The organism is Sphingomonas sp. BAUL-RG-20F-R05-02, assembly GCF_022662305.1.
Classification (GTDB): domain Bacteria; phylum Pseudomonadota; class Alphaproteobacteria; order Sphingomonadales; family Sphingomonadaceae; genus Sphingomonas.
In genome coordinates this window covers 210,885-228,630 of the sequence record NZ_JAKNQH010000002.1, presented here as the reverse complement: position 1 = coordinate 228,630, position 17,746 = coordinate 210,885, and the positions used below count along the sequence as shown (strand labels likewise).

At 64.0% G+C, this 17,746-nt stretch carries 18 protein-coding genes; 12 read left to right on the top strand and 6 right to left on the bottom strand.

Going from position 1 to position 17,746, the window contains the following annotated elements; all coding sequences use genetic code 11:
- Positions 1 to 112 precede the first annotated feature (112 nt).
- From uvrA to L8F97_RS06010, 3 genes are all read left to right on the top strand, one after another.
- Complete coding sequence (uvrA, locus tag L8F97_RS06020; protein WP_242147544.1) at positions 113 to 3,058, top strand: excinuclease ABC subunit UvrA; 2,946 nt, start codon at positions 113 to 115, stop codon at positions 3,056 to 3,058.
- 430 nt (positions 3,059 to 3,488) lie between these two features.
- Positions 3,489 to 4,538: a hypothetical protein gene (locus L8F97_RS06015; protein WP_242147542.1), complete on the top strand. Its 1,050-nt coding sequence runs from the start codon at positions 3,489 to 3,491 to the stop codon at positions 4,536 to 4,538.
- A gap of 116 nt (positions 4,539 to 4,654) precedes the next feature.
- Positions 4,655 to 4,873 carry a hypothetical protein gene (locus tag L8F97_RS06010; protein WP_242147540.1) on the top strand — a complete coding sequence of 73 codons (219 nt, stop codon included), beginning with the start codon at positions 4,655 to 4,657 and terminating at the stop codon, positions 4,871 to 4,873.
- Positions 4,874 to 5,097: 224 nt separating this feature from the next.
- Here the strand turns inward: L8F97_RS06010 and L8F97_RS06005 are convergent, their stop codons facing one another.
- Positions 5,098 to 5,538: a UrcA family protein gene (locus L8F97_RS06005; protein WP_242147538.1), complete on the bottom strand. Its 441-nt coding sequence runs from the start codon at positions 5,536 to 5,538 to the stop codon at positions 5,098 to 5,100.
- A gap of 170 nt (positions 5,539 to 5,708) precedes the next feature.
- Here L8F97_RS06005 and L8F97_RS06000 point away from each other — a divergent pair, with 170 nt between their 5' ends.
- The 4 genes from L8F97_RS06000 to L8F97_RS05985 all read left to right on the top strand — a co-directional run bounded on the left by L8F97_RS06000 (position 5,709) and on the right by L8F97_RS05985 (position 8,604).
- A complete protein-coding gene (locus L8F97_RS06000) occupies positions 5,709 to 6,077 on the top strand; it encodes a hypothetical protein (RefSeq protein ID WP_242147536.1) in 369 nt (122 codons plus the stop codon).
- Between the two features lie 58 nt (positions 6,078 to 6,135).
- The gene (gene hslV / locus L8F97_RS05995) at positions 6,136 to 6,708 is read left to right on the top strand and encodes an ATP-dependent protease subunit HslV (RefSeq protein WP_242147535.1); all 573 of its coding nucleotides are present in this window, start codon (positions 6,136 to 6,138) and stop codon (positions 6,706 to 6,708) included.
- A gap of 14 nt (positions 6,709 to 6,722) precedes the next feature.
- Positions 6,723 to 8,018: an ATP-dependent protease ATPase subunit HslU gene (gene hslU, locus L8F97_RS05990; protein WP_242147533.1), complete on the top strand. Its 1,296-nt coding sequence runs from the start codon at positions 6,723 to 6,725 to the stop codon at positions 8,016 to 8,018.
- A gap of 91 nt (positions 8,019 to 8,109) precedes the next feature.
- A complete protein-coding gene (locus L8F97_RS05985) occupies positions 8,110 to 8,604 on the top strand; it encodes a TlpA family protein disulfide reductase (protein WP_242147531.1) in 495 nt (164 codons plus the stop codon).
- Position 8,605: 1 nt separating this feature from the next.
- On the opposite strand, the gene L8F97_RS05980 is transcribed toward L8F97_RS05985, so the two are convergent.
- From L8F97_RS05980 to L8F97_RS05960, 5 genes are read right to left on the bottom strand one after another with little or no spacing between them, the layout of a single operon-like run.
- Complete coding sequence (locus L8F97_RS05980; protein ID WP_242147530.1) at positions 8,606 to 9,010, bottom strand: hypothetical protein; 405 nt, start codon at positions 9,008 to 9,010, stop codon at positions 8,606 to 8,608.
- A 39-nt stretch (positions 9,011 to 9,049) separates the two neighbouring features.
- Positions 9,050 to 9,784, bottom strand: coding sequence for a hydroxyacylglutathione hydrolase (gloB, locus tag L8F97_RS05975; protein ID WP_242147528.1), 735 nt, complete (start codon positions 9,782 to 9,784; stop codon positions 9,050 to 9,052).
- 4 nt (positions 9,785 to 9,788) lie between these two features.
- Positions 9,789 to 10,205 carry a VOC family protein gene (locus L8F97_RS05970; RefSeq protein ID WP_242147526.1) on the bottom strand — a complete coding sequence of 139 codons (417 nt, stop codon included), beginning with the start codon at positions 10,203 to 10,205 and terminating at the stop codon, positions 9,789 to 9,791.
- Between the two features lie 60 nt (positions 10,206 to 10,265).
- Positions 10,266 to 11,021: a hypothetical protein gene (locus tag L8F97_RS05965; protein WP_242147524.1), complete on the bottom strand. Its 756-nt coding sequence runs from the start codon at positions 11,019 to 11,021 to the stop codon at positions 10,266 to 10,268.
- The gene (locus L8F97_RS05960) at positions 11,018 to 11,737 is read right to left on the bottom strand and encodes an alpha/beta fold hydrolase (protein WP_242147522.1); all 720 of its coding nucleotides are present in this window, start codon (positions 11,735 to 11,737) and stop codon (positions 11,018 to 11,020) included. The genes L8F97_RS05965 and L8F97_RS05960 overlap by 4 nt, the downstream gene beginning before the upstream one ends.
- A 107-nt stretch (positions 11,738 to 11,844) precedes the next feature.
- Between L8F97_RS05960 and L8F97_RS05955 the strand changes: the two genes are divergently transcribed.
- The 5 genes from L8F97_RS05955 (at position 11,845) to L8F97_RS05935 (ending at position 17,703) form a co-directional block, all read left to right on the top strand.
- The gene (locus L8F97_RS05955; RefSeq protein WP_242147521.1) at positions 11,845 to 13,113 is read left to right on the top strand and encodes a S1 family peptidase; all 1,269 of its coding nucleotides are present in this window, start codon (positions 11,845 to 11,847) and stop codon (positions 13,111 to 13,113) included.
- Positions 13,114 to 13,303: 190 nt separating this feature from the next.
- On the top strand, positions 13,304 to 14,185 hold the full coding sequence (gene rfbA, locus L8F97_RS05950) for a glucose-1-phosphate thymidylyltransferase RfbA (protein WP_242147518.1): 882 nt from the start codon (positions 13,304 to 13,306) through the stop codon (positions 14,183 to 14,185).
- The gene (gene rfbC, locus L8F97_RS05945; protein ID WP_242147516.1) at positions 14,182 to 14,727 is read left to right on the top strand and encodes a dTDP-4-dehydrorhamnose 3,5-epimerase; all 546 of its coding nucleotides are present in this window, start codon (positions 14,182 to 14,184) and stop codon (positions 14,725 to 14,727) included. The genes rfbA and rfbC overlap by 4 nt, the downstream gene beginning before the upstream one ends.
- Positions 14,724 to 15,581 (top strand): dTDP-4-dehydrorhamnose reductase, encoded by an 858-nt coding sequence (gene rfbD, locus L8F97_RS05940; protein ID WP_242147514.1) that lies wholly within the window; start codon positions 14,724 to 14,726, stop codon positions 15,579 to 15,581. Before rfbC ends, rfbD begins: the two co-directional genes overlap by 4 nt.
- On the top strand, positions 15,574 to 17,703 hold the full coding sequence (locus L8F97_RS05935) for an acyltransferase family protein (RefSeq protein ID WP_242147512.1): 2,130 nt from the start codon (positions 15,574 to 15,576) through the stop codon (positions 17,701 to 17,703). The genes rfbD and L8F97_RS05935 overlap by 8 nt, the downstream gene beginning before the upstream one ends.
- Positions 17,704 to 17,746: the final 43 nt, after the last annotated feature.

The following is a 17,746-nucleotide window of genomic DNA, read 5'->3' as shown; positions in this document are numbered from 1 at the left end:
GCCATAATCGCTTTGTGGCGAAGGTGAAACGAATATGCACCCTCGCAGCGCGGGGTAACCGTTCCTATCTCCGCTCTGGAAACCCCTTCAGAACAAAGCTAGAACCATCGGTATGGCCCTTACCACCATTTCCGTACGCGGCGCGCGTGAGCACAACCTCAAGAACGTCTCGGTCGATATTCCGCGCGATACGCTGACGGTCATTACCGGCCTGTCCGGCTCCGGCAAATCGAGCCTCGCGTTCGACACGATCTATGCCGAGGGGCAGCGCCGCTACGTCGAATCCTTGAGCGCCTATGCGCGCCAGTTCCTCGAAATGATGCAGAAGCCCGATGTCGATCACATCGAGGGCCTGTCGCCTGCGATCAGCATCGAGCAGAAGACCACCTCGCGCAACCCGCGCTCGACGGTGGCGACCGTCACCGAGATCTACGATTACATGCGCCTGCTGTGGGCGCGCGTCGGTATCCCGTACTCGCCCGCCACCGGCCTGCCGATCGCCGCGCAGACGGTGTCGCAGATGGTCGACCGCGTCATGGCGCTGCCCGAAGGCACGCGGCTGTACCTGCTCGCGCCGGTCATCCGGGGCCGCAAGGGCGAATACAAGAAGGAGATGATGGAGTGGCAGAAGGCCGGCTTCACCCGCGTCCGCATCGACGGCGAACTGCATGAGATCGAGGAAGCCCCGGCGCTCGATAAGAAGCTCAAGCATGACATCGAGGTGGTGGTCGACCGCCTCGTCGTGAACGCCGACAGCGCCACCCGCCTCGCCGAAAGTTTCGAGACCGCGCTGAAGCTTGCCGAGGGGCTGGCCTATGTCGATCTCGTCGATGCGACCGTCGCCGGCCTTGCCGGGAACGCGCCGATGCCGGTCAGCGAAGGCCAGGCCGAGGGGGAGACGATCGCCAAGGGCAAGACCACCAAGAAGATGAAGGGCACCGGCATCCCGGACAACCGCATCGTCTTTTCGGAAAAGTTCGCGTGTCCCGTAAGCGGCTTCACCATCGCCGAGATCGAGCCGCGCCTGTTCTCGTTCAACGCCCCGCAGGGCGCGTGCCCGGCCTGCGACGGCCTTGGCGAGAAACTGCTGTTCGACGAAGACCTCGTCGTCCCCAACCACGCGCTGTCGATCAAGAAGGGCGCGGTCGTGCCGTGGGCCAAGTCCAACCCGCCGTCGCCCTATTACATGCAGGTGCTCGGCAGCCTCGCACGCGAATACGATTTCAACCTCGACACGGCGTGGCAGGAACTGCCGCCCGAGGTGCAGCGCGTCATCCTCCACGGCACCGAAGGCAAGCCCGTCACGCTCACCTTTATCGACGGGCGCAAGAGCTACGACGTGAAGAAGCCGTTCGAGGGCGTGATCGGCAACCTCAACCGCCGCATGCTCTCCACCGAAAGCGCGTGGATGCGCGAGGAACTGTCCAAATATCAATCCTCCGCCCCCTGCGAAGTGTGCGGCGGAGCGCGCCTCAAGCCCGAGGCGCTCGCGGTCAAGATCGGCATGCGCGACATCTCGTCGATCACGCACCTCTCGGTGGTCGATGCGCTCGCGTGGTTCACGCAGATCCCCGACGAATTGACCGGCCAGCAGAAGGAAATCGCCGAACGCATCCTCAAGGAAATCCTCGAGCGGCTTGGCTTCCTCAACAACGTCGGGCTGGATTACCTCAACCTCGATCGCACCTCCGGCACGCTGTCGGGCGGCGAGAGCCAGCGCATCCGCCTCGCCTCGCAGATCGGCTCCGGCCTGTCGGGCGTGCTCTACGTGCTCGACGAACCCTCGATCGGCCTGCACCAGCGCGACAACGACATGCTGCTCGCCACGCTCCGCCGTCTGCGCGATCTCGGCAACACCGTGCTGGTGGTCGAACATGACGAGGATGCGATCCGCACCGCCGATTACGTGATCGACATGGGGCCGGGCGCGGGCGTCCACGGCGGCGCGGTGATCGCGCAAGGCACCTTCGAGGAAGTGCTCGCCACCGAGGGCAGCATCACCGCCGATTACCTCTCCGGCCGCCGCAAGGTGCCGGTCCCGGCCAAGCGCCGCAAGGGCAACGGCAAGAAGCTCACCGTCCACAACGCCACCGCCAACAATCTGCGCGGCGTGACGGCGAGCATCCCCTTGGGCACCTTCACCTGCATCACCGGCGTATCCGGCTCGGGCAAGTCGAGCTTCACCATCGACACGCTCTACGCCGCCGCCGCGCGCTCGCTCAACGGCGCGCGCATCGTGCAGGGCAAGCACGACAAGATCAGCGGCCTGCAATATCTCGACAAGGTGATCGACATCGATCAGTCGCCGATCGGCCGCACCCCGCGCTCGAACCCGGCCACCTACACCGGCGCCTTCACCCAGATCCGCGACTGGTTCGCCGGGCTGCCCGAGGCGCAGGCGCGCGGCTACAAGGCCGGGCGGTTCTCGTTCAACGTCAAGGGCGGCCGCTGCGAGGCGTGCCAGGGCGACGGCCTGCTCAAGATCGAGATGCACTTCCTCCCCGACGTCTACGTGACGTGCGACGTCTGCCACGGCCAGCGCTACAACCGCGAGACGCTGGAGGTGAAGTTCAAGGGGCTGAGCATCGCCGACGTGCTCGACATGACGGTCGAGGATGCGGTCGAGTTCTTCAAGGCGGTGCCGCCGATCCGCGACAAGATGGCGATGCTGGCCGAAGTGGGTCTCGGCTACGTCAAGGTCGGCCAGCAGGCGACGACGCTATCGGGCGGCGAAGCGCAGCGCGTGAAACTCGCCAAGGAACTGTCGCGCCGCGCCACCGGCCAGACGCTCTACATCCTCGACGAGCCGACCACCGGCCTGCATTTCGAGGACGTCCGCAAACTGCTCGAAGTGCTCCACGCGCTGGTCGAGCAGGGCAACACCGTGGTGGTGATAGAACACAATCTCGACGTCATCAAGACCGCCGACTGGGTGATCGACCTCGGCCCGGAAGGCGGCGTGAAGGGCGGCGAGATCGTGGCGGAAGGCGTGCCGGAGAAGGTGGCGAAGGTCGCGGCGAGCTTTACCGGGCGGTATTTGGCGCCGTTGTTGGGGTGATCGCAGCGATCTTTCTTGCGTAGTAGGATCTACTCAGTAAGACACATGCGCTAACTTTTCGGATCAGTTCGTGTTTGCAGAACAATTGCCAGACCAATGCCCGCCCTTGGAGGCGAATGAATTCGCTTGGAGTGGTGTCTATAGATTGACGAACGACCGGCCTACTACGGAGCAAAGTTTTGCATCGCATGCAGCTTTGGGAAAGGTTATGCCTCGGAGTTTAACCAACATATGCTCTTGGTCTTCATGTTCGCTGACGACCGACCCGGCTACGTTGAGGAAGCTTAAAAAGCTTCGTTACAGGTACGCTGTGCAATTAGAGATTCCCGCAGGTGCAGGGAAGAGTCTTAAAAAAAGGCATTCACGTCGATTTTTGGCGGTACGCAAATTTCAACATTCTCGACGCAGTTGTCGCAGTGGATTTAGTTTGATGGCGACGAGAGTCATTGCATCGCTAGAGCAAGTTCTGCTTTGGTACGATGGCCCGCAGATTTTGTTGCTGCGTGTCCCTAATACATTATTTGTAATTGCCGTGGCGGCTACTGACAAGCTGGGTAATGATCTATTCTTAGGGGCCTTGGTAACTCCTAGGCAGCTAGTTCAATATCAAGCTGAAAATTTTGATCTTCGTTTTCTAATGCTGCGCGCGCATCGTTCAGCGTGGTATCAGTTTGAGTTGTCTGATGATGAAGAAGAGATAAAGCTTACTCGTATCAAGCGCGACGCGGAGTTAATCCGTGATTTTATTCCAGAGGCTGGTCTATTTTCTCGGGCGCATGAACCAATAAAAACAGTATCACTCGCAGCGCCTAGTGCTGTTGAGAAATTTGACATTGATGGAAGTTGGAACTTAGGAGAGTTTTCTAGCTTTTATGGACAAGTTGAAGATGTATACTATATTTTTAACACAGTAGACAGATATTACAATAATAACACGTCTATTGATGAAAAACTTAAGCTTCAGGAAGCGTTTTTAAGACCGTGGAGGGGCGGAGGAAGCTACCTTGGCTTTTACGGGCAGATTGCAAACGATAACGACCAGGAAAGTCAGTTGCGGGTAAGTGGTATTCAATATCACTCGCCGGGGTATGTTGAGGTTCGGGCAAGGCAAAAGCCTTTTGACGACCTAATCAATCTAATTGCACGTTTCTCGAATGATCCGATGCCCGCCAGAAAGGCTTATCGAAATCTCTATTCCTTCATGGCAAAAGCTAAGCTTCTGAAAGCATCACCTGATTCCTTCCTTAGTCAGGACTATCAAGACGCGATTCGTAGCCTTGCCGAGGATCTCTCCGGATCATTGGGGGCGGTGGATTTCATCCATATAGAGCACATGGCGAGGGAAAATGTTTTGGTAACGGCAAAGGTCTTCTTATCGCTTCATCGGCGCGTGGAACGATTAAATGGTTTTTTTGCTCAAGGTCGTGTGAAGCATGATCGGGTTGAAAATAATGTCCAGGCAACAATGATCGATGGATAAGCGTAGGTACTAGAATCGTTAGTGCCGATCGCTTGTCTAAGTTTGCGTTATCATCTGTCCTACAAACCCCTATCCCACGTACCCCTTTCGTCCTCCCACAAACGAAAGGCACGTCCATGTCCGCCACCCGTCACCCGCAGTCGGTCCCGCTGTCGCGGCCCGGTCAGATCGATGGCGTCCACACCGGCGCGGATCGCGATGCGCGGGCGCATTGGCAGGCGCTGGTCGATGCGCGGTTGATCGGTAACGTCCAGCCGCTCTCGCCCGAAACCCTCGACACCATCGCCGCATGGGAAGAGGTGCTGGGCGTCCGCAAGCGCGGCGGCATCTGGTGAGCGGGTCGGTGCGGACGGCTGGCGTGGGCGCGGTCACGCCCGCGTGCGGCGGCAAAGCTCATGGCCGTATACGCGCGATGTTGGTGAAGATTGGCCGGCGCGCGTCGGGGCGGGCGGGGCGTTTCGGCGGCGCGCGACGCGGGAGTAAACCCCGCGTCGTCGGACGGCGCTTTGGCGCCGCCGGCCGCACGCGGCTCTAATTCGTAAGGAGCTTCGCTCCTTCCTCACCGCCGCGTGGTGTACTCATCCTCCACCGACCATTGCCGCTCCGGCAGCCAGACATGCGCGGTGTCGGCATAATAGCGCGGGCGTTCATTATACCGGCTCTCGACAATGCGGACCTGGCGCATCGCATCGCGCTTCGCGGTCTCGGTACAGGACGGCACGTAGCTCGACCCATAACCACGATCCCCCAGCGAATCGCACAGTTCCTCCGCCGTCACGCTCACCCGGCGGCGCAGCTCGCGGCGGTCTTCGGGATATTCGAGGTGCAGGTCGCGGTAGCTCACCCGCTGCGACACCGAGTCGACATATTCGGGGATCGGCTGATGCCCATAGACGACGATATCGTCGCGCCCGAAGTTCTGCGCCGACGCCGGCATCGCGCCGAACACGGCAACACCCGCGGCGATCGCGGCAATGGACAGGTGGGACAAGCGTTTCATCGAAAGCTCCTCGGCTACGCTGCCCGCGCGTGTGCCGGCAGGCATCTGATCCTGCGTTAACCATTACCACACCGGCACGTTCCGGCAAACCGCCGCTCACGGAGCGGGGAACGGACCGGCCGCTCTACCCGTTGGAAGGCTAACGTCTTCACCACAAAGGACATGACGCAATGGCCGCCAAGTCGAAAAGTCCGAAACCCGCCGCGCGCAAGACCAACGCTCCCAAGCCGGAGCGGACCCGCTCCAGCGCCACGATCGGCCTCGCGGCCGGTGCGGTCGCGGTGCTTGGCGGTCTCGCTGCCGCCTTCCGCTTCGGCACGTTCGACCGGCTCATCGCCAAGGCATCGCGCACCGCCAACGAACACGCCGCACCCGATCTCGCGCCGACCAAGCCGCACAACGACGGCAGTGCCCGTGCGCCCGAGGCGTTCCGGCCCGATCCCACCGCCCCCGTCTCTGCGGCGGAGCGCGATGCCTTCCGCCCGGCCACCGTTCCCGTCGGCGGCACGCCCGACAAGCATACCGACGCGGTCCACTAAACCGCTTCGTCGCGGCGGCGGATTGCGGAGGCGGGAAACCGCTCCCATATCCGCCGCCATGAGCGAACAATCCCATCGAGTGGTGTGGCACGGCACCACGATCCTGTCCGTGCGCAAGAATGGTCGTGTCGTCGTCGCCGGAGACGGTCAGGTGACGCAGGGCCAGACCGTGATGAAGCCCAACGCCCGCAAGGTCCGCCGGCTCGGCGATGGCTCGGTGATCGGCGGGTTCGCCGGCGCGACCGCCGATGCCTTCACCCTGTTCGAGCGGCTGGAACGCAAGCTGGAACAGCATCACGGCCAGTTGCTGCGCGCAGCCGTCGAACTCGCCAAGGACTGGCGGACCGACAAATACCTCCGCAATCTCGAAGCGATGATGATCGTTGCCGACAAGGACGTGACGCTGATCCTCACCGGCAACGGCGACGTGCTGGAGCCGGAGGCTGGCATCGCCGCGATCGGATCGGGTGGCAATTACGCGCTCGCCGCCGCGCGCGCGCTGGCCGAATATGAAGCCGATGCCGAAACGATCTGCCGCAAGGCGATGAAAATCGCCGCCGAGGTGTGCGTCTATACCAACGAACGCCTGACCGTCGAAGCGATCGACAACGCCGCCGACGCCGCCGCCTGATCCGAAAGACCCCCATGAACGACGCCCTGACTCCCAAAGCTATCGTCCGTGCGCTCGACGCGCACATCATCGGCCAGACCGACGCCAAGAAGGCGGTGGCGGTCGCGCTGCGCAACCGCTGGCGGCGCCAGCGGCTCGGCGCCGATCTGCGCGACGAGGTTTCCCCGAAGAACATCCTGATGATCGGGCCGACCGGTTGCGGTAAGACCGAGATCAGCCGCCGCCTCGCCAAGCTGGCCGATGCGCCCTTCATCAAGGTTGAGGCGACCAAGTTCACCGAGGTCGGCTATGTCGGCCGCGACGTCGAACAGATCGCGCGCGATCTCGTCGAGGAGGCGATCCGGCTTGAAAAGGAACGCCGCCGCGTCGCGGTGAAGGACAAGGCGGAGGAGGCGGCGATGGCGCGTCTTCTCGATGCGCTCACCGGCAAGGGTGCGAGCGAAGCGACGCGCGAGGCGTTCCGCCAGCGTTTCCGTGACGGTCATCTCGACACCACCGAGATCGAGATCGAACTCGAACAGGCGCCGCAGATGCCGTTCGAAGTGCCCGGCGGCGCGCCGCAGATGATCAACCTGTCCGAGATGATGGGCAAGGCGTTCGGCGGCCAGCAACTGAAACGGCGCAAGCTGACCGTGCCTGCCGCATGGGAAAAGCTGGTCGAGGAGGAGGCGGACAAGCGGCTCGATCAGGACGAATTGAACCGCGTCGCGCTGACGGATGCGGAGGAGAACGGCATCGTCTTCCTCGACGAGATCGACAAGATTGCGGTATCCGACGTGCGCGGCGGCTCGATCAGCCGTGAAGGCGTGCAGCGCGACCTGCTCCCGCTGATCGAGGGCACCACCGTCGCCACCAAATACGGGCCGATGAAGACCGACCACGTGTTGTTCATCGCGAGCGGCGCGTTCCACGTAGCCAAGCCGAGTGACCTGCTGCCCGAGCTTCAGGGCCGCCTGCCGATCCGCGTCGAGCTGAAGGCGCTGACCGAGGACGATTTCGTCGCGATCCTGTCCGACACCAAGGCATCGCTTACCCAGCAGTACGTCGCGCTGATCGGCACCGAAGGCGTCGGGGTCGAGTTCGCCGAAGACGGCATCCGCGCGGTCGCGCGCATCGCTGCGGAAGTGAACGGCGAGATCGAGAATATCGGTGCGCGCCGCTTGCAGACGGTGATGGAGAAGCTGCTGGAGGAAGTCAGCTTCGAGGCAGAGGATCGTCAGGGCGAGACGGTGCTGGTCGACGCCGCCTATGTCGAGAAGCAGCTCGCGAGCATCGCGCGCAACACCGACCTCAGCCGCTTCGTCCTGTAGCCTTGACGCCAGTTCCCGCGCCGCCGATTGTGGCGACGGGGGAAATGTGGCGATGGCAGTTCGGACGTTTTGGGGTGCGGCGCTGGCCGGATTGGCGCTCGTCGCGACACCTGCGGCGGCGCGGAAGATCGTGGTGGGTCAGCCCGCGCCCGATTTCCGGTTGCGCCTGCCCGGTGGCCAGCGGGTGTCGCTTGCCGACCTGAGAGGGCAGGTCGTCATCCTCAATCTATGGGCAACGTGGTGCGGGCCATGTAAGCGCGAAATGCCGGAACTCGACCGGATCCAGGCCAACGGCGCTCAATATGGCCTGCGGGTTTTCGGCGTCCTGGCGATGGACCCGACGCCGCTGTCGGCACTGCGCCCTTTGATCAAAGTGCTGCACTATCCGCTCGTCGATCACATCGGTAGCGACTACGTCGCGGTCGGCAACGCGATCCCGACCAACTACATCATCGATCGGGCCGGGATCGTGCGATACGCGCAGGCCAACGCGCTGACCGCGCGCGATTACGCCGAGATCATCGCGCCCTTGTTGAGCGAAAAGGCGCCGGTCACCACGCTCGCGGTGCCGGCGGCGACGCGCTGACTCACTTCGGTGCGCGGTATGGCACGAACGATCGGATCGTGCACACGCCACTCGGTATATGGCTGAGCAGATCGATCGTACGGATCGGATCGCCCGCGCACAATTGCGAGCCGAATTGCTGCGAAACGATCGCGTCGCCCCGGTCGAGGCCGTAGCAACCGCCGTTGGTGTCGGCGCGGTAAATCAGCCTGCGGGATTGCTTGTACAGGATCGTGTTGCCGATCCGCTCGGTACCGGCCGCGTCGCGCGCGTCCAGACACTGCTGTGGCTTGCCCGGTACCAGTCCGGCGAGCGCCTTGTCGAGCTTGGCGCGATCCGCGGCCTTGCGCGCCGCGACGCCATGATCGGACGATAAGGCGGCAGTGCCGGCGCAGAGCAGAACGACGGGCAGGATGAAGCGGTACACGCGCGGTTCCTCCGGTTGCGAGACTTGGCTACAACGCCGCTACCCCCGGAAACTATCCTTCTCCGCGCGTCGTCTGGCGAACTGCTGCACATCCGCGGCCCGCAGGAACGGGTTGGTCGCGCGTTCCAGCGCGATGGTGGTCGGCACCGTCGCTTCGCCGGCGGCCCGCAGCGCATCGACGTCGCGCATTCGCGCCACAATGTCGCTGTTGTCCGGCTCCGCGACCAGCGCGTAGCGGCCGTTCGACTGGGTATATTCGTGTGCGCAGAACACCTGCGTCTCATCCGGCAGCGTAGCGAGATGCTGCATGTTGGCGAACATCTGTTCCGGCGTGCCTTCGAACAACCGGCCGCACCCCATTGCGAACAGCGTGTCGCCGGCGAGCAGCACCGCATCGCCGGCAAGGTGGAACAGGATGTGCCCGGCGGTATGCCCCGGCGCGGCGATCACCTGCGCGACATGGCTGCCGATCCGCACCGTATCGCCCTCTGCAAGCTTCACGTCGAGGGTCGGGATCTTGGCCGCCTCCGCCGCCGGGCCGCTGAAGATCGCATCGGTCGCCGCCTTTACCTCGGCATTGCCGCCGGTATGATCGGCGTGCCAGTGCGTGTTCCACACCTGCCCGATCGTCCAGCCGCGCCGTGTGGCCTCGGCGAGCGCGGGTGCCGCCTCGCCGGGATCGACCACCACCGTCTCGTCCGAAACGGGGTCGTGGATCAGCCAGATGTAATTGTCGGTGAGCGCCGCCACGCGGACGATCTCGAGGTCGGTCATGTGCTTACCAGACGCCGGTGTTCGGCATCGACGCCCACGGCTCGGCGGGTTCGAGATGGCCGTTCTGGAGCAGCTCGATCGAGATGTCGTCGGGCGTACGCACGAACGCCATATGGCCGTCGCGGGGTGGGCGGTTGATCGTCACGCCAGCGTCCATCAACCGCTGGCATGTGTCGTAGATATCGTCGACCTGAAAGGCGAGGTGGCCGAAATTGCGCCCGCCGCTATAGCTTTCCGGGTCCCAATTGTGCGTCAACTCGACCTCGGCGACGCCCTGCTGCCCGGGTGCTGCCAGGAAGATCAGCGTGAAGCGGCCTTTTTCGCTGTCGATCCGCCGCACTTCCTCAAGCCCGAGCAGGTTGAAGAACTTCACCGTCGCTGCCGGATCGGTAACGCGGATCATGGTGTGGAGATATTTCACCGCAAGGGCTCCTGTTGTGACGCCCCCGCAAATAGGTGCGCGGACCACGCCGCGCCACCCTCAGGGTGTATTGGGCGTGTCGAATTGCGCCAGCGCGGCGATGGCGCTCTTGTTGGCGGCGCTGCCTGGCTGGAGTGCGGCGGCGCGGCCCCAAGCGGCCTTGGCGCCCGCCTCGTCGCCATCCTTGGCGGCGATGTTGCCGGCTTCCAACTGCACCGAGGCATCGTCCGACGCGCGCGCGAGCGCCTCGGCGATGTCCTTTTTCGCGCGCGCCAGATCGCCGGTGCGGCGTGCCAGCGTCGCGGAGAGCAGCCAAGCAAGCGGATCGCGGTCCGCCTCGACGACGGCATGGTCGAGATCGGCGCGCGCCGCCGCCATGTCGCCGGTCGCCACATAGGCGCGCGCGCGGTCAAGATAGGCCTCGCCGCTTTGCAGCCCGACCAGCGTGTGCGGGCTGAGCGCGGCGTCGAGGTCCGCGCGTGCCTTGCTCGCGTCCTTGGCAGCGAGCCAGGCGTTGCCGGCCTGCGCCCAGAAATACGCCGCGCGGTCGTCGCGCGCGACATCGGCGCCACGCGCGGCGATCTCGAACTCGGCCGCACCCGCCGACCAGCGATCGCGTGTGGTGTAGGAAAGACCGAGGCACTGATGCGCGAGAAAGGTGCCGCCGCCCAGCATCCAGCTGGTCGCTTCCTTCTCCGCCGCGGGCGGGTCCTTGGCGGCGAGCTCCAAGCAATGTTCGTAGCGTTGCCGCACCGGAGAGATGTCGGCGGTCAGCGCTGTCGGGGCTTGTGTGGCGAGAACCATTGCGAGCATCATGCGGCGGGCATCACTTGTTGGATCAGGCCGATCAGACGGGCGATGTCGCCATCGCGCGAAAGCCGGTGGTCGCCGTCCTTGACGAAGGTAAGCTGCACATCGGGTGAACGGATCAGCTCGACCAGCCGCACGCTGCGGTTCCACGGCACGTCGCGGTCCTGCAAGCCGTGGATCAGCCGCACCGGTACGTCGATGGCGATCGGCCCGAACATCAGCCGGTTGGCCTCGCCCGATTGCCAGAACGCGCGCGAGTAGACGGTCGGGGTCGGTGCATAGGGCGATGGCCGCTCAAGCCGACCACCGGACAGAAGTGCCAGCTTCTCCTCGATGGTGAAGCCCCAATCGGTGAAATCGGGCGCGGGCGCGATGCCGACCAGCGCCGCGACCTTTTCGGGGTGGTCGCGCGCGATCAGCAGCATCAGCCAGCCCCCCATCGACGATCCGACCAGCACCGCCGGCGCACCCACCACCTGATCAAGCAGTTCGAGCGTGTCGTCGCGCCAGTTCGCCAGCGTCTGCTCCTCGAACACGCCCTCGCTCGCGCCGCAGCCGCCATAGTCGAAGCGCAGGAAGGCGCGGCCGCTCGCCTTCGCCCAGGCTTCGATCGCGAGCGCCTTGGCGCCGGTCATGTCCGAGGCGTAGCCGGGCAGGAACACGATTGCCGGACCGGTGCCGGGCGTGAAATGATAAGCGGGCGCGGGGCGGGGATCAGGCATGGTGACGCTCTACGCGCAGGAGGCGATACGGGCAACGTGGCGCTCAGCGGTGTGAAACGCGCGGGGAGGCTGTGCGGATCGTTGGGCTCTGCTAAGGCGGCGGAACCGTGCGCCGCCTCACCCTCGCTTTGCTGTTGTTCGCCTTGCTTGGCTGGGCCTGCGTCGCCCGTGCGCAAATTCTGTCGTCGGCGATGAGCCAGCCGCTACCCGAGCCAGGACCGCAGAGTGAAAGCCAGTCGCTGCTTCAGGACGGCGCCGAATATGCGCGGCAATATGATGTGCCGATCGAGGAAGCGATCCGGCGCTTGCGCGCGCAAGCCGCGAGCGTAACTGCCACCGATGCGCTGGCGGAGCGCTTTCGCGCGCGTCTTGCCGGTATCGCGATCGAGCATCGGCCGCAGTACCGCATCATTGTCGCGCTGACCGGTACGGCGGCGGTTCCGCCCGAAGTGATCGACGCTGCTGGTATGCGCGTGCCCGTGCTGTTCCGTACTGGCGCCAAGGCGACGCGCGAGCAGGTGTTGTGGGCGATGACCAACCATCAGGCCGCGATCCGCGCTGCGCTCCCTTCTCCGCCCAGCATGGGGCTCGACCCGCGCACCGGCGAACTCGTGATCGCGATTGGCAGCGCGACGCCAGCGGAACAGTCGGCGATCCGCGCGCGCATGAGCGCGATCGCCGGCGTGCCGGTCCGCATCCGCCAGATCGAAAGCCGCGAGATCAACCTGTCGCCCGAAGGCGGCGCGCGCGTGGAGGGGATCAATCCCGAGGACGGCCGCCGCTATTACTGCACGACCGGGTTTACCGTGACCGACGGGACGCGCTTCGGCGTCACGACCGCGGCCCATTGTCCGGATGTTTTGAGCTACCGTGAGCCGCACGGCGGCACGGTGCCGCTCGATTACCTCGGCCAATGGGGCTGGGGCTATCAGGATGTGCAGATCAACCTCAGCGCGACACCGCTCGATCCGCTGTTCTTCGTGGATGCCGCGCGCACCATCGAGCGGCCGGTTGCGGCCCAGCGCGCGCGTGCGTCGACACGGGCGGGCGACTTCGTGTGCCACCGCGGCGAACGCACCGGGTATAGCTGCGCGCTGGTCGAGCTGACGGATTTCGCGCCGGGCGGTGAGTTGTGCGGCGGAGCGTGTCTGCCCAACTGGGTCACGGTGGCGGGGCCGACCTGCAAGGGCGGCGACAGCGGTGCACCGGTGTTCAGCGGCACGACCGCGTTCGGCATTCTGAAAGGCGGCAGCTACCGCCATGACGGAAGTTGCGCCTTCTACTTCTATATGTCGGTCGATTATCTGCCAACCGGGTGGCGCCTGATGAGTACCGCTGCGCCGGTAATTACCAGTCCCACTTTGGTGGCGGGATGATCCTGAAACGGTCTTTCCGGCGGTGTGAACGCCGGTATAAGGCGTGTCGGCGATGCTGGTATGCTGATCCGGGCACTGTGTAACCGCCTAGCGATAGCCGTTGATCATCAAAGTTCTAGCGGTTTGGAATGCTGCATTACAGCCTGTAGCCGGTCAGGTACGTAGAACACAGCAACAACAGGGGTCGACTTTGCGCAAGGGTGTGATTCTCGCGGGCGGCTCGGGCACGCGACTGTATCCGCTGAGCAAGGGCGTGTCGAAGCAGCTCATGCCTATCTACGACAAGCCGATGATCTATTACCCACTGTCGACGCTGATGATGGCGGGGATCCGCGAGGTGCTCATCATCACCACCCCGCACGATCAGGCGGCGTTCAAGGCACTGCTCGGCGACGGTAGCGAGCTCGGCATGGTGCTCGAGTATGCGGTACAGCGCGAGCCGGCGGGTCTTGCGCAGGCGTATCATATCGGCGCCGACTTCGTTGGTGACACGCCCTCGGCGCTCGTGCTCGGCGACAACATCTTCTACGGCCATGGCCTGCCCGCCCTGCTGCGCCGCGCCTCCGACCGTGATGCAGGCGCGACAGTGTTCGGCTACTACGTCAAGGATGCGACCGCTTACGGCGTCGTGTCGTTCGATGCCCAAGGCCGCGCCAAGACGATTGAGGAGAAGCCCGAGCAGCCGAAGTCCAACTACGCGGTGACCGGGCTGTACTTCTACGACCGTGATGCGGTTGCGCTGGCGCGGGATCTCAAGCCAAGCCCGCGCGGAGAGTTCGAGATCACCGATCTCAATCGGCTCTATCTGGAAGCCGGCAAGCTTTCGGTCGAGATCATGGGACGTGGTTATGCCTGGCTCGACACCGGCACGCACGGCTCGCTGCTCGATGCAGCACTCTACGTGCGGATCACCGAGGAGCGGCAGGGCCTCAAGATCGCCTGCCCCGAGGAGATCGCCTGGCGACAGGGCTTTATCGACGACGCCCAGCTCGAACGCATCGCCGGGCCTTTGCGCAAGAGCGGCTACGGCCAGTATCTGCTCGATCTGCTCGACGGCAAGGTGATTGCATGAAGTTCATCGAGACTGCCATTCCCGGGCCGATCATCGTCGAGCCGGCGGTGTTCGGTGACGAGCGCGGCTTCTTCCTCGAAAGCTGGAACGCCGCCAAGTTCCGCGATGGCGGGCTCGACTTCGCGCTTGTGCAGGACAATCACAGCCGTTCGGCCAAGGGCGTGCTGCGCGGGCTACACTTCCAGAACCCCAATCCACAGGGCAAGCTGGTGCGGGTGACCGCAGGTGCAGTGTGGGACGTCGCGGTCGACGTGCGCCGCTCGTCGCCCAACTTCGGCAAGTGGGTTGGCGTCGAGCTGTCGGCCGCCAACAAGCGGATGTTCTGGGTGCCGCCCGGCTTCGCGCATGGCTTCCTCACGCTCGAGGATGATACCGACTTCCTCTACAAGTGCACCGCGCTCTATGAGCCGGCGAGCGAACATTCGCTGCTGTGGAACGACCCCGCGCTCGGCATCGACTGGCCGCTGGACGGGATCGAGCTCAACTTGTCCGCGAGGGACATCGCCGGCACGCCGCTTGCCGAGATCGAGGGTTTTGCATGAAGGCGCTGATCGTCGGCGCGGGTGGCCAGCTCGGCCGTTGTCTCGCCGTCACCGCGCCCGAAGGTGTCGGGCTTGTGGCCCTTGAGCGCACCACGCTCGACATCACCGATGCGGCCAGCGTCTACGCGGTGGTTGCGACGGAAACGCCCGATCTGATCCTCAACGCCGCTGGCTATACCGCTGTGGACAAAGCCGAAAGCGACGAAGCTTCGGCTTATGCCGCCAACGCGACGGCGGTCGGCCTCCTCGCCGATGCCGCCGAGAAGCATGGTGCCAAGCTGGTGCATGTCTCGACCGACTTTGTGTTCGACGGCCAGGCCGGCACGCCCTACGCGCCCACTGCCGCGACCAACCCCTTAAGCGCCTATGGTCGCACCAAGCTCGCCGGGGAGCGGCTGGCCGGTTCCGGCGCGCTGATCGTGCGCACCGCCTGGGTGTATGCGCCAACCGGCGGCAATTTCGTGCGCACGATGCTCCGCCTGATGCGCGAACGCCCCGAAGTGCGCGTCGTCGCCGACCAGATCGGCACGCCCACCTATGCGCCCGGCCTCGCCGCAGCGCTGTGGGCGATGGCGGGGCAGGGCGTCACCGGCATCCACCATTACACCGATGCGGGCGTGGCGAGCTGGTACGACTTCGCCGTTGCCATTCAGGAGGAAGCGCTTGCCGCTGGCCTCTTGTCCACGCAAGCGCCGGTGATCCCGATCGCGACCAGCGACTTTGCGGGCCCCGCGACGCGGCCAGGCTATTCGGTGCTGGACAAAACCTCAACCTTCGCCGTGCTCGGCCACCCGACACCGCACTGGCGCGCCAACCTGCGCACCATGATCGCCGAAATCGTAACGCATGGCTGACCGCGTGGCGGCGTCTGCCGGTCTCAATGTCGCGTCCAGCGCACGATCGCGGTTTATCGGCGGAATCAGCGGCTTGCGCGCGATTGCGGTGTTGTCGGTGGTGGTATTCCACATCAACCCGCACTGGCTGCCCGGTGGCTTTGTCGGCGTGGACGTGTTCTTCGTGATCTCCGGGTTCGTGGTCGCGCACTCGGTTTCGGACGTTCGGATCAGTTCCTTCCGCGCGTATTTCTGCTGGTTCTACCGTCGCCGCTTCCTGCGCATCCTGCCGGCCATCTACCTTTATGTGCTGGTGGTGGTGGCCGTTGGGATTCTGGTGTTGCCGACGTCGGATGTGACCCGATATGTCGAAGCGACCGGTATCGCCGCATTGTTAGGTGCCAGCAACGTCGTATTGCTCTGGAAAGCCGGAAGTTATTTTGCGACGTCCAGTGAGAACAATACCTTCACGCATACATGGTCGCTGGCGGTGGAGGAGCAATATTACGTCCTGTTCCCCATCTTCTCCTATTGGTTGATTGTCAGGAAGCCGAGCAGCGCGCGCGTGAGGACGTTGTCCGTCGCGGCGGTGGTCGTCGCCTGCCTGCTGTCGCTCGCCTCGGCATGGTACTTCACGCACCGCTGGCCGGCCTTTGCCTTCTACATGCTGCCGACGCGCTTGTGGGAACTGGGGATCGGCTTTCTGCTGCGCTATCGGGGCTTGCGACTGGTACGCGGCGTGGCCGTGCCCGGTCGCAGCCACGTCGTAGCAGCCGGTTCGGTGGCGGTGTTGGGCGCGTTGCTGGCGAGCCTCGTTCTTACATCTGCAGACGCTTTTCCGTGGCCGGGCGCGCTGGTGCCGTGTTTCGCGACCGTCGTGGTGATCGCGATCGTCTGGCTTGCCCCGGGCGGTTGGCTTGACCGACTGCTCCAATTACGCGGGTTACGCTTTTTTGGAGATCTCAGTTACTCGCTCTACCTGTGGCATTGGGGCGTGGTGGTGCTGATGCGGTGGACGGTTGGCCTCGATAGGCTGCCGCTGCAATTGATCGCCGTTGTGTTGATGCTGGCGCTCGCACTGATGAGCTATCACTTCGTCGAGCGGCCGCTGCGGCATGACCTCCGTCTGCTCGCGCTGGGAACGCCGTTATTTTTCGGGATCTACGCTTTGGTCGGGGTCGCGATCGCCGGTGCTTGTCTTGCGTTGCTGCATGAAAAACCGCGTCTTGGCCTTGCCGCGTCGAACAATGTCGAGATCTGGGATCCTGCTCGGGTTGCTGTCGCCGAGCCGGCCGGAACCTGTCCGATCGCGCGGAGCAGCGCCGATTTCGGCACCGGCCTGAAAATCAGCTATCGTCCGACCTGCGCGTCGGTAGCGCCGCACCGCATCTTCGTCGTCGGCGATTCCCATGCGGGCGCCTATCAGTTGATGATGAACCACGTCGCGGCGCGACGCGCGACCCCGATCGTGCTGTACTGGTCGGGCGGTTGCCGCATGCTCGATATCGACGATGCGATGCTTCCTGCCGGCTGCGAAGGCTTCCGCGACGCTGCGCTGGCCGAAGTGCGTGCGGCAGCGAAGCCGGGCGATCTGCTGTTCCTGCCCGGCCTGTATACGCCGCTCTACCGCAAGATTTGGGACGATGCGGTTCCCGCCGACACGGGTCTGGGCAAGGCGGAGTTGCCGCTCGACCCGGCAAAGATCGCACGGTCGCAGGCACTGCTGGGCGGTTTCCTGAAGCAAGGGCTGTCGATCATCCTAGAGGCGCCCAAGCCTAATATGCCGACCGCGGTGTTCCGCTGCGCCGATTGGTTCAACCGCAACAACGATTACTGCCGCCCCGGCTGGCGCGTACCGCGCGCGGAGATCGAACAACGCCGCAGCCGTCCGCTCGCCGCGCTGGTGTCGATCCAGCAGCATCTGCCTGCGATTTACTTGTGGGACCCGTTGCCGATGCTGTGTGACGCTCATTTCTGCAATGGCTACAAAGACGGCAAGCCGATCTACTACGATACGCATCATCTTACCGCATTCGGGGATGACCTGCTGCTGCCGGACTTTCTTGCAATACTGGACAGGACCATGCCGAACGCCAGCGCGCGCACTGCCAGACCAATTGTGAGGCGCGGCGTATCGCCATGACGAACAGCGCTTCAACGACACATCCGATCGCCCTGGTAGGATC

Bases quoted from the DNA above. Each gene is read 5' to 3' on its own strand.
- uvrA (WP_242147544.1), top strand. From the start codon at position 113: ATGGCCCTTACCACCATTTCCGTACGCGGCGCGCGTGAGCACAACCTC.
- L8F97_RS06015 (WP_242147542.1), top strand. From the start codon at position 3,489: ATGGCGACGAGAGTCATTGCATCGCTAGAGCAAGTTCTGCTTTGGTAC.
- L8F97_RS06010 (WP_242147540.1), top strand. From the start codon at position 4,655: ATGTCCGCCACCCGTCACCCGCAGTCGGTCCCGCTGTCGCGGCCCGGT.
- L8F97_RS06005 (WP_242147538.1), bottom strand. From the start codon at position 5,538: ATGAAACGCTTGTCCCACCTGTCCATTGCCGCGATCGCCGCGGGTGTT.
- L8F97_RS06000 (WP_242147536.1), top strand. From the start codon at position 5,709: ATGGCCGCCAAGTCGAAAAGTCCGAAACCCGCCGCGCGCAAGACCAAC.
- hslV (WP_242147535.1), top strand. From the start codon at position 6,136: ATGAGCGAACAATCCCATCGAGTGGTGTGGCACGGCACCACGATCCTG.
- hslU (WP_242147533.1), top strand. From the start codon at position 6,723: ATGAACGACGCCCTGACTCCCAAAGCTATCGTCCGTGCGCTCGACGCG.
- gloB (WP_242147528.1), bottom strand. From the start codon at position 9,784: ATGACCGACCTCGAGATCGTCCGCGTGGCGGCGCTCACCGACAATTAC.
- L8F97_RS05965 (WP_242147524.1), bottom strand. From the start codon at position 11,021: ATGATGCTCGCAATGGTTCTCGCCACACAAGCCCCGACAGCGCTGACC.
- L8F97_RS05960 (WP_242147522.1), bottom strand. From the start codon at position 11,737: ATGCCTGATCCCCGCCCCGCGCCCGCTTATCATTTCACGCCCGGCACC.
- rfbC (WP_242147516.1), top strand. From the start codon at position 14,182: ATGAAGTTCATCGAGACTGCCATTCCCGGGCCGATCATCGTCGAGCCG.
- rfbD (WP_242147514.1), top strand. From the start codon at position 14,724: ATGAAGGCGCTGATCGTCGGCGCGGGTGGCCAGCTCGGCCGTTGTCTC.
- L8F97_RS05935 (WP_242147512.1), top strand. From the start codon at position 15,574: ATGGCTGACCGCGTGGCGGCGTCTGCCGGTCTCAATGTCGCGTCCAGC.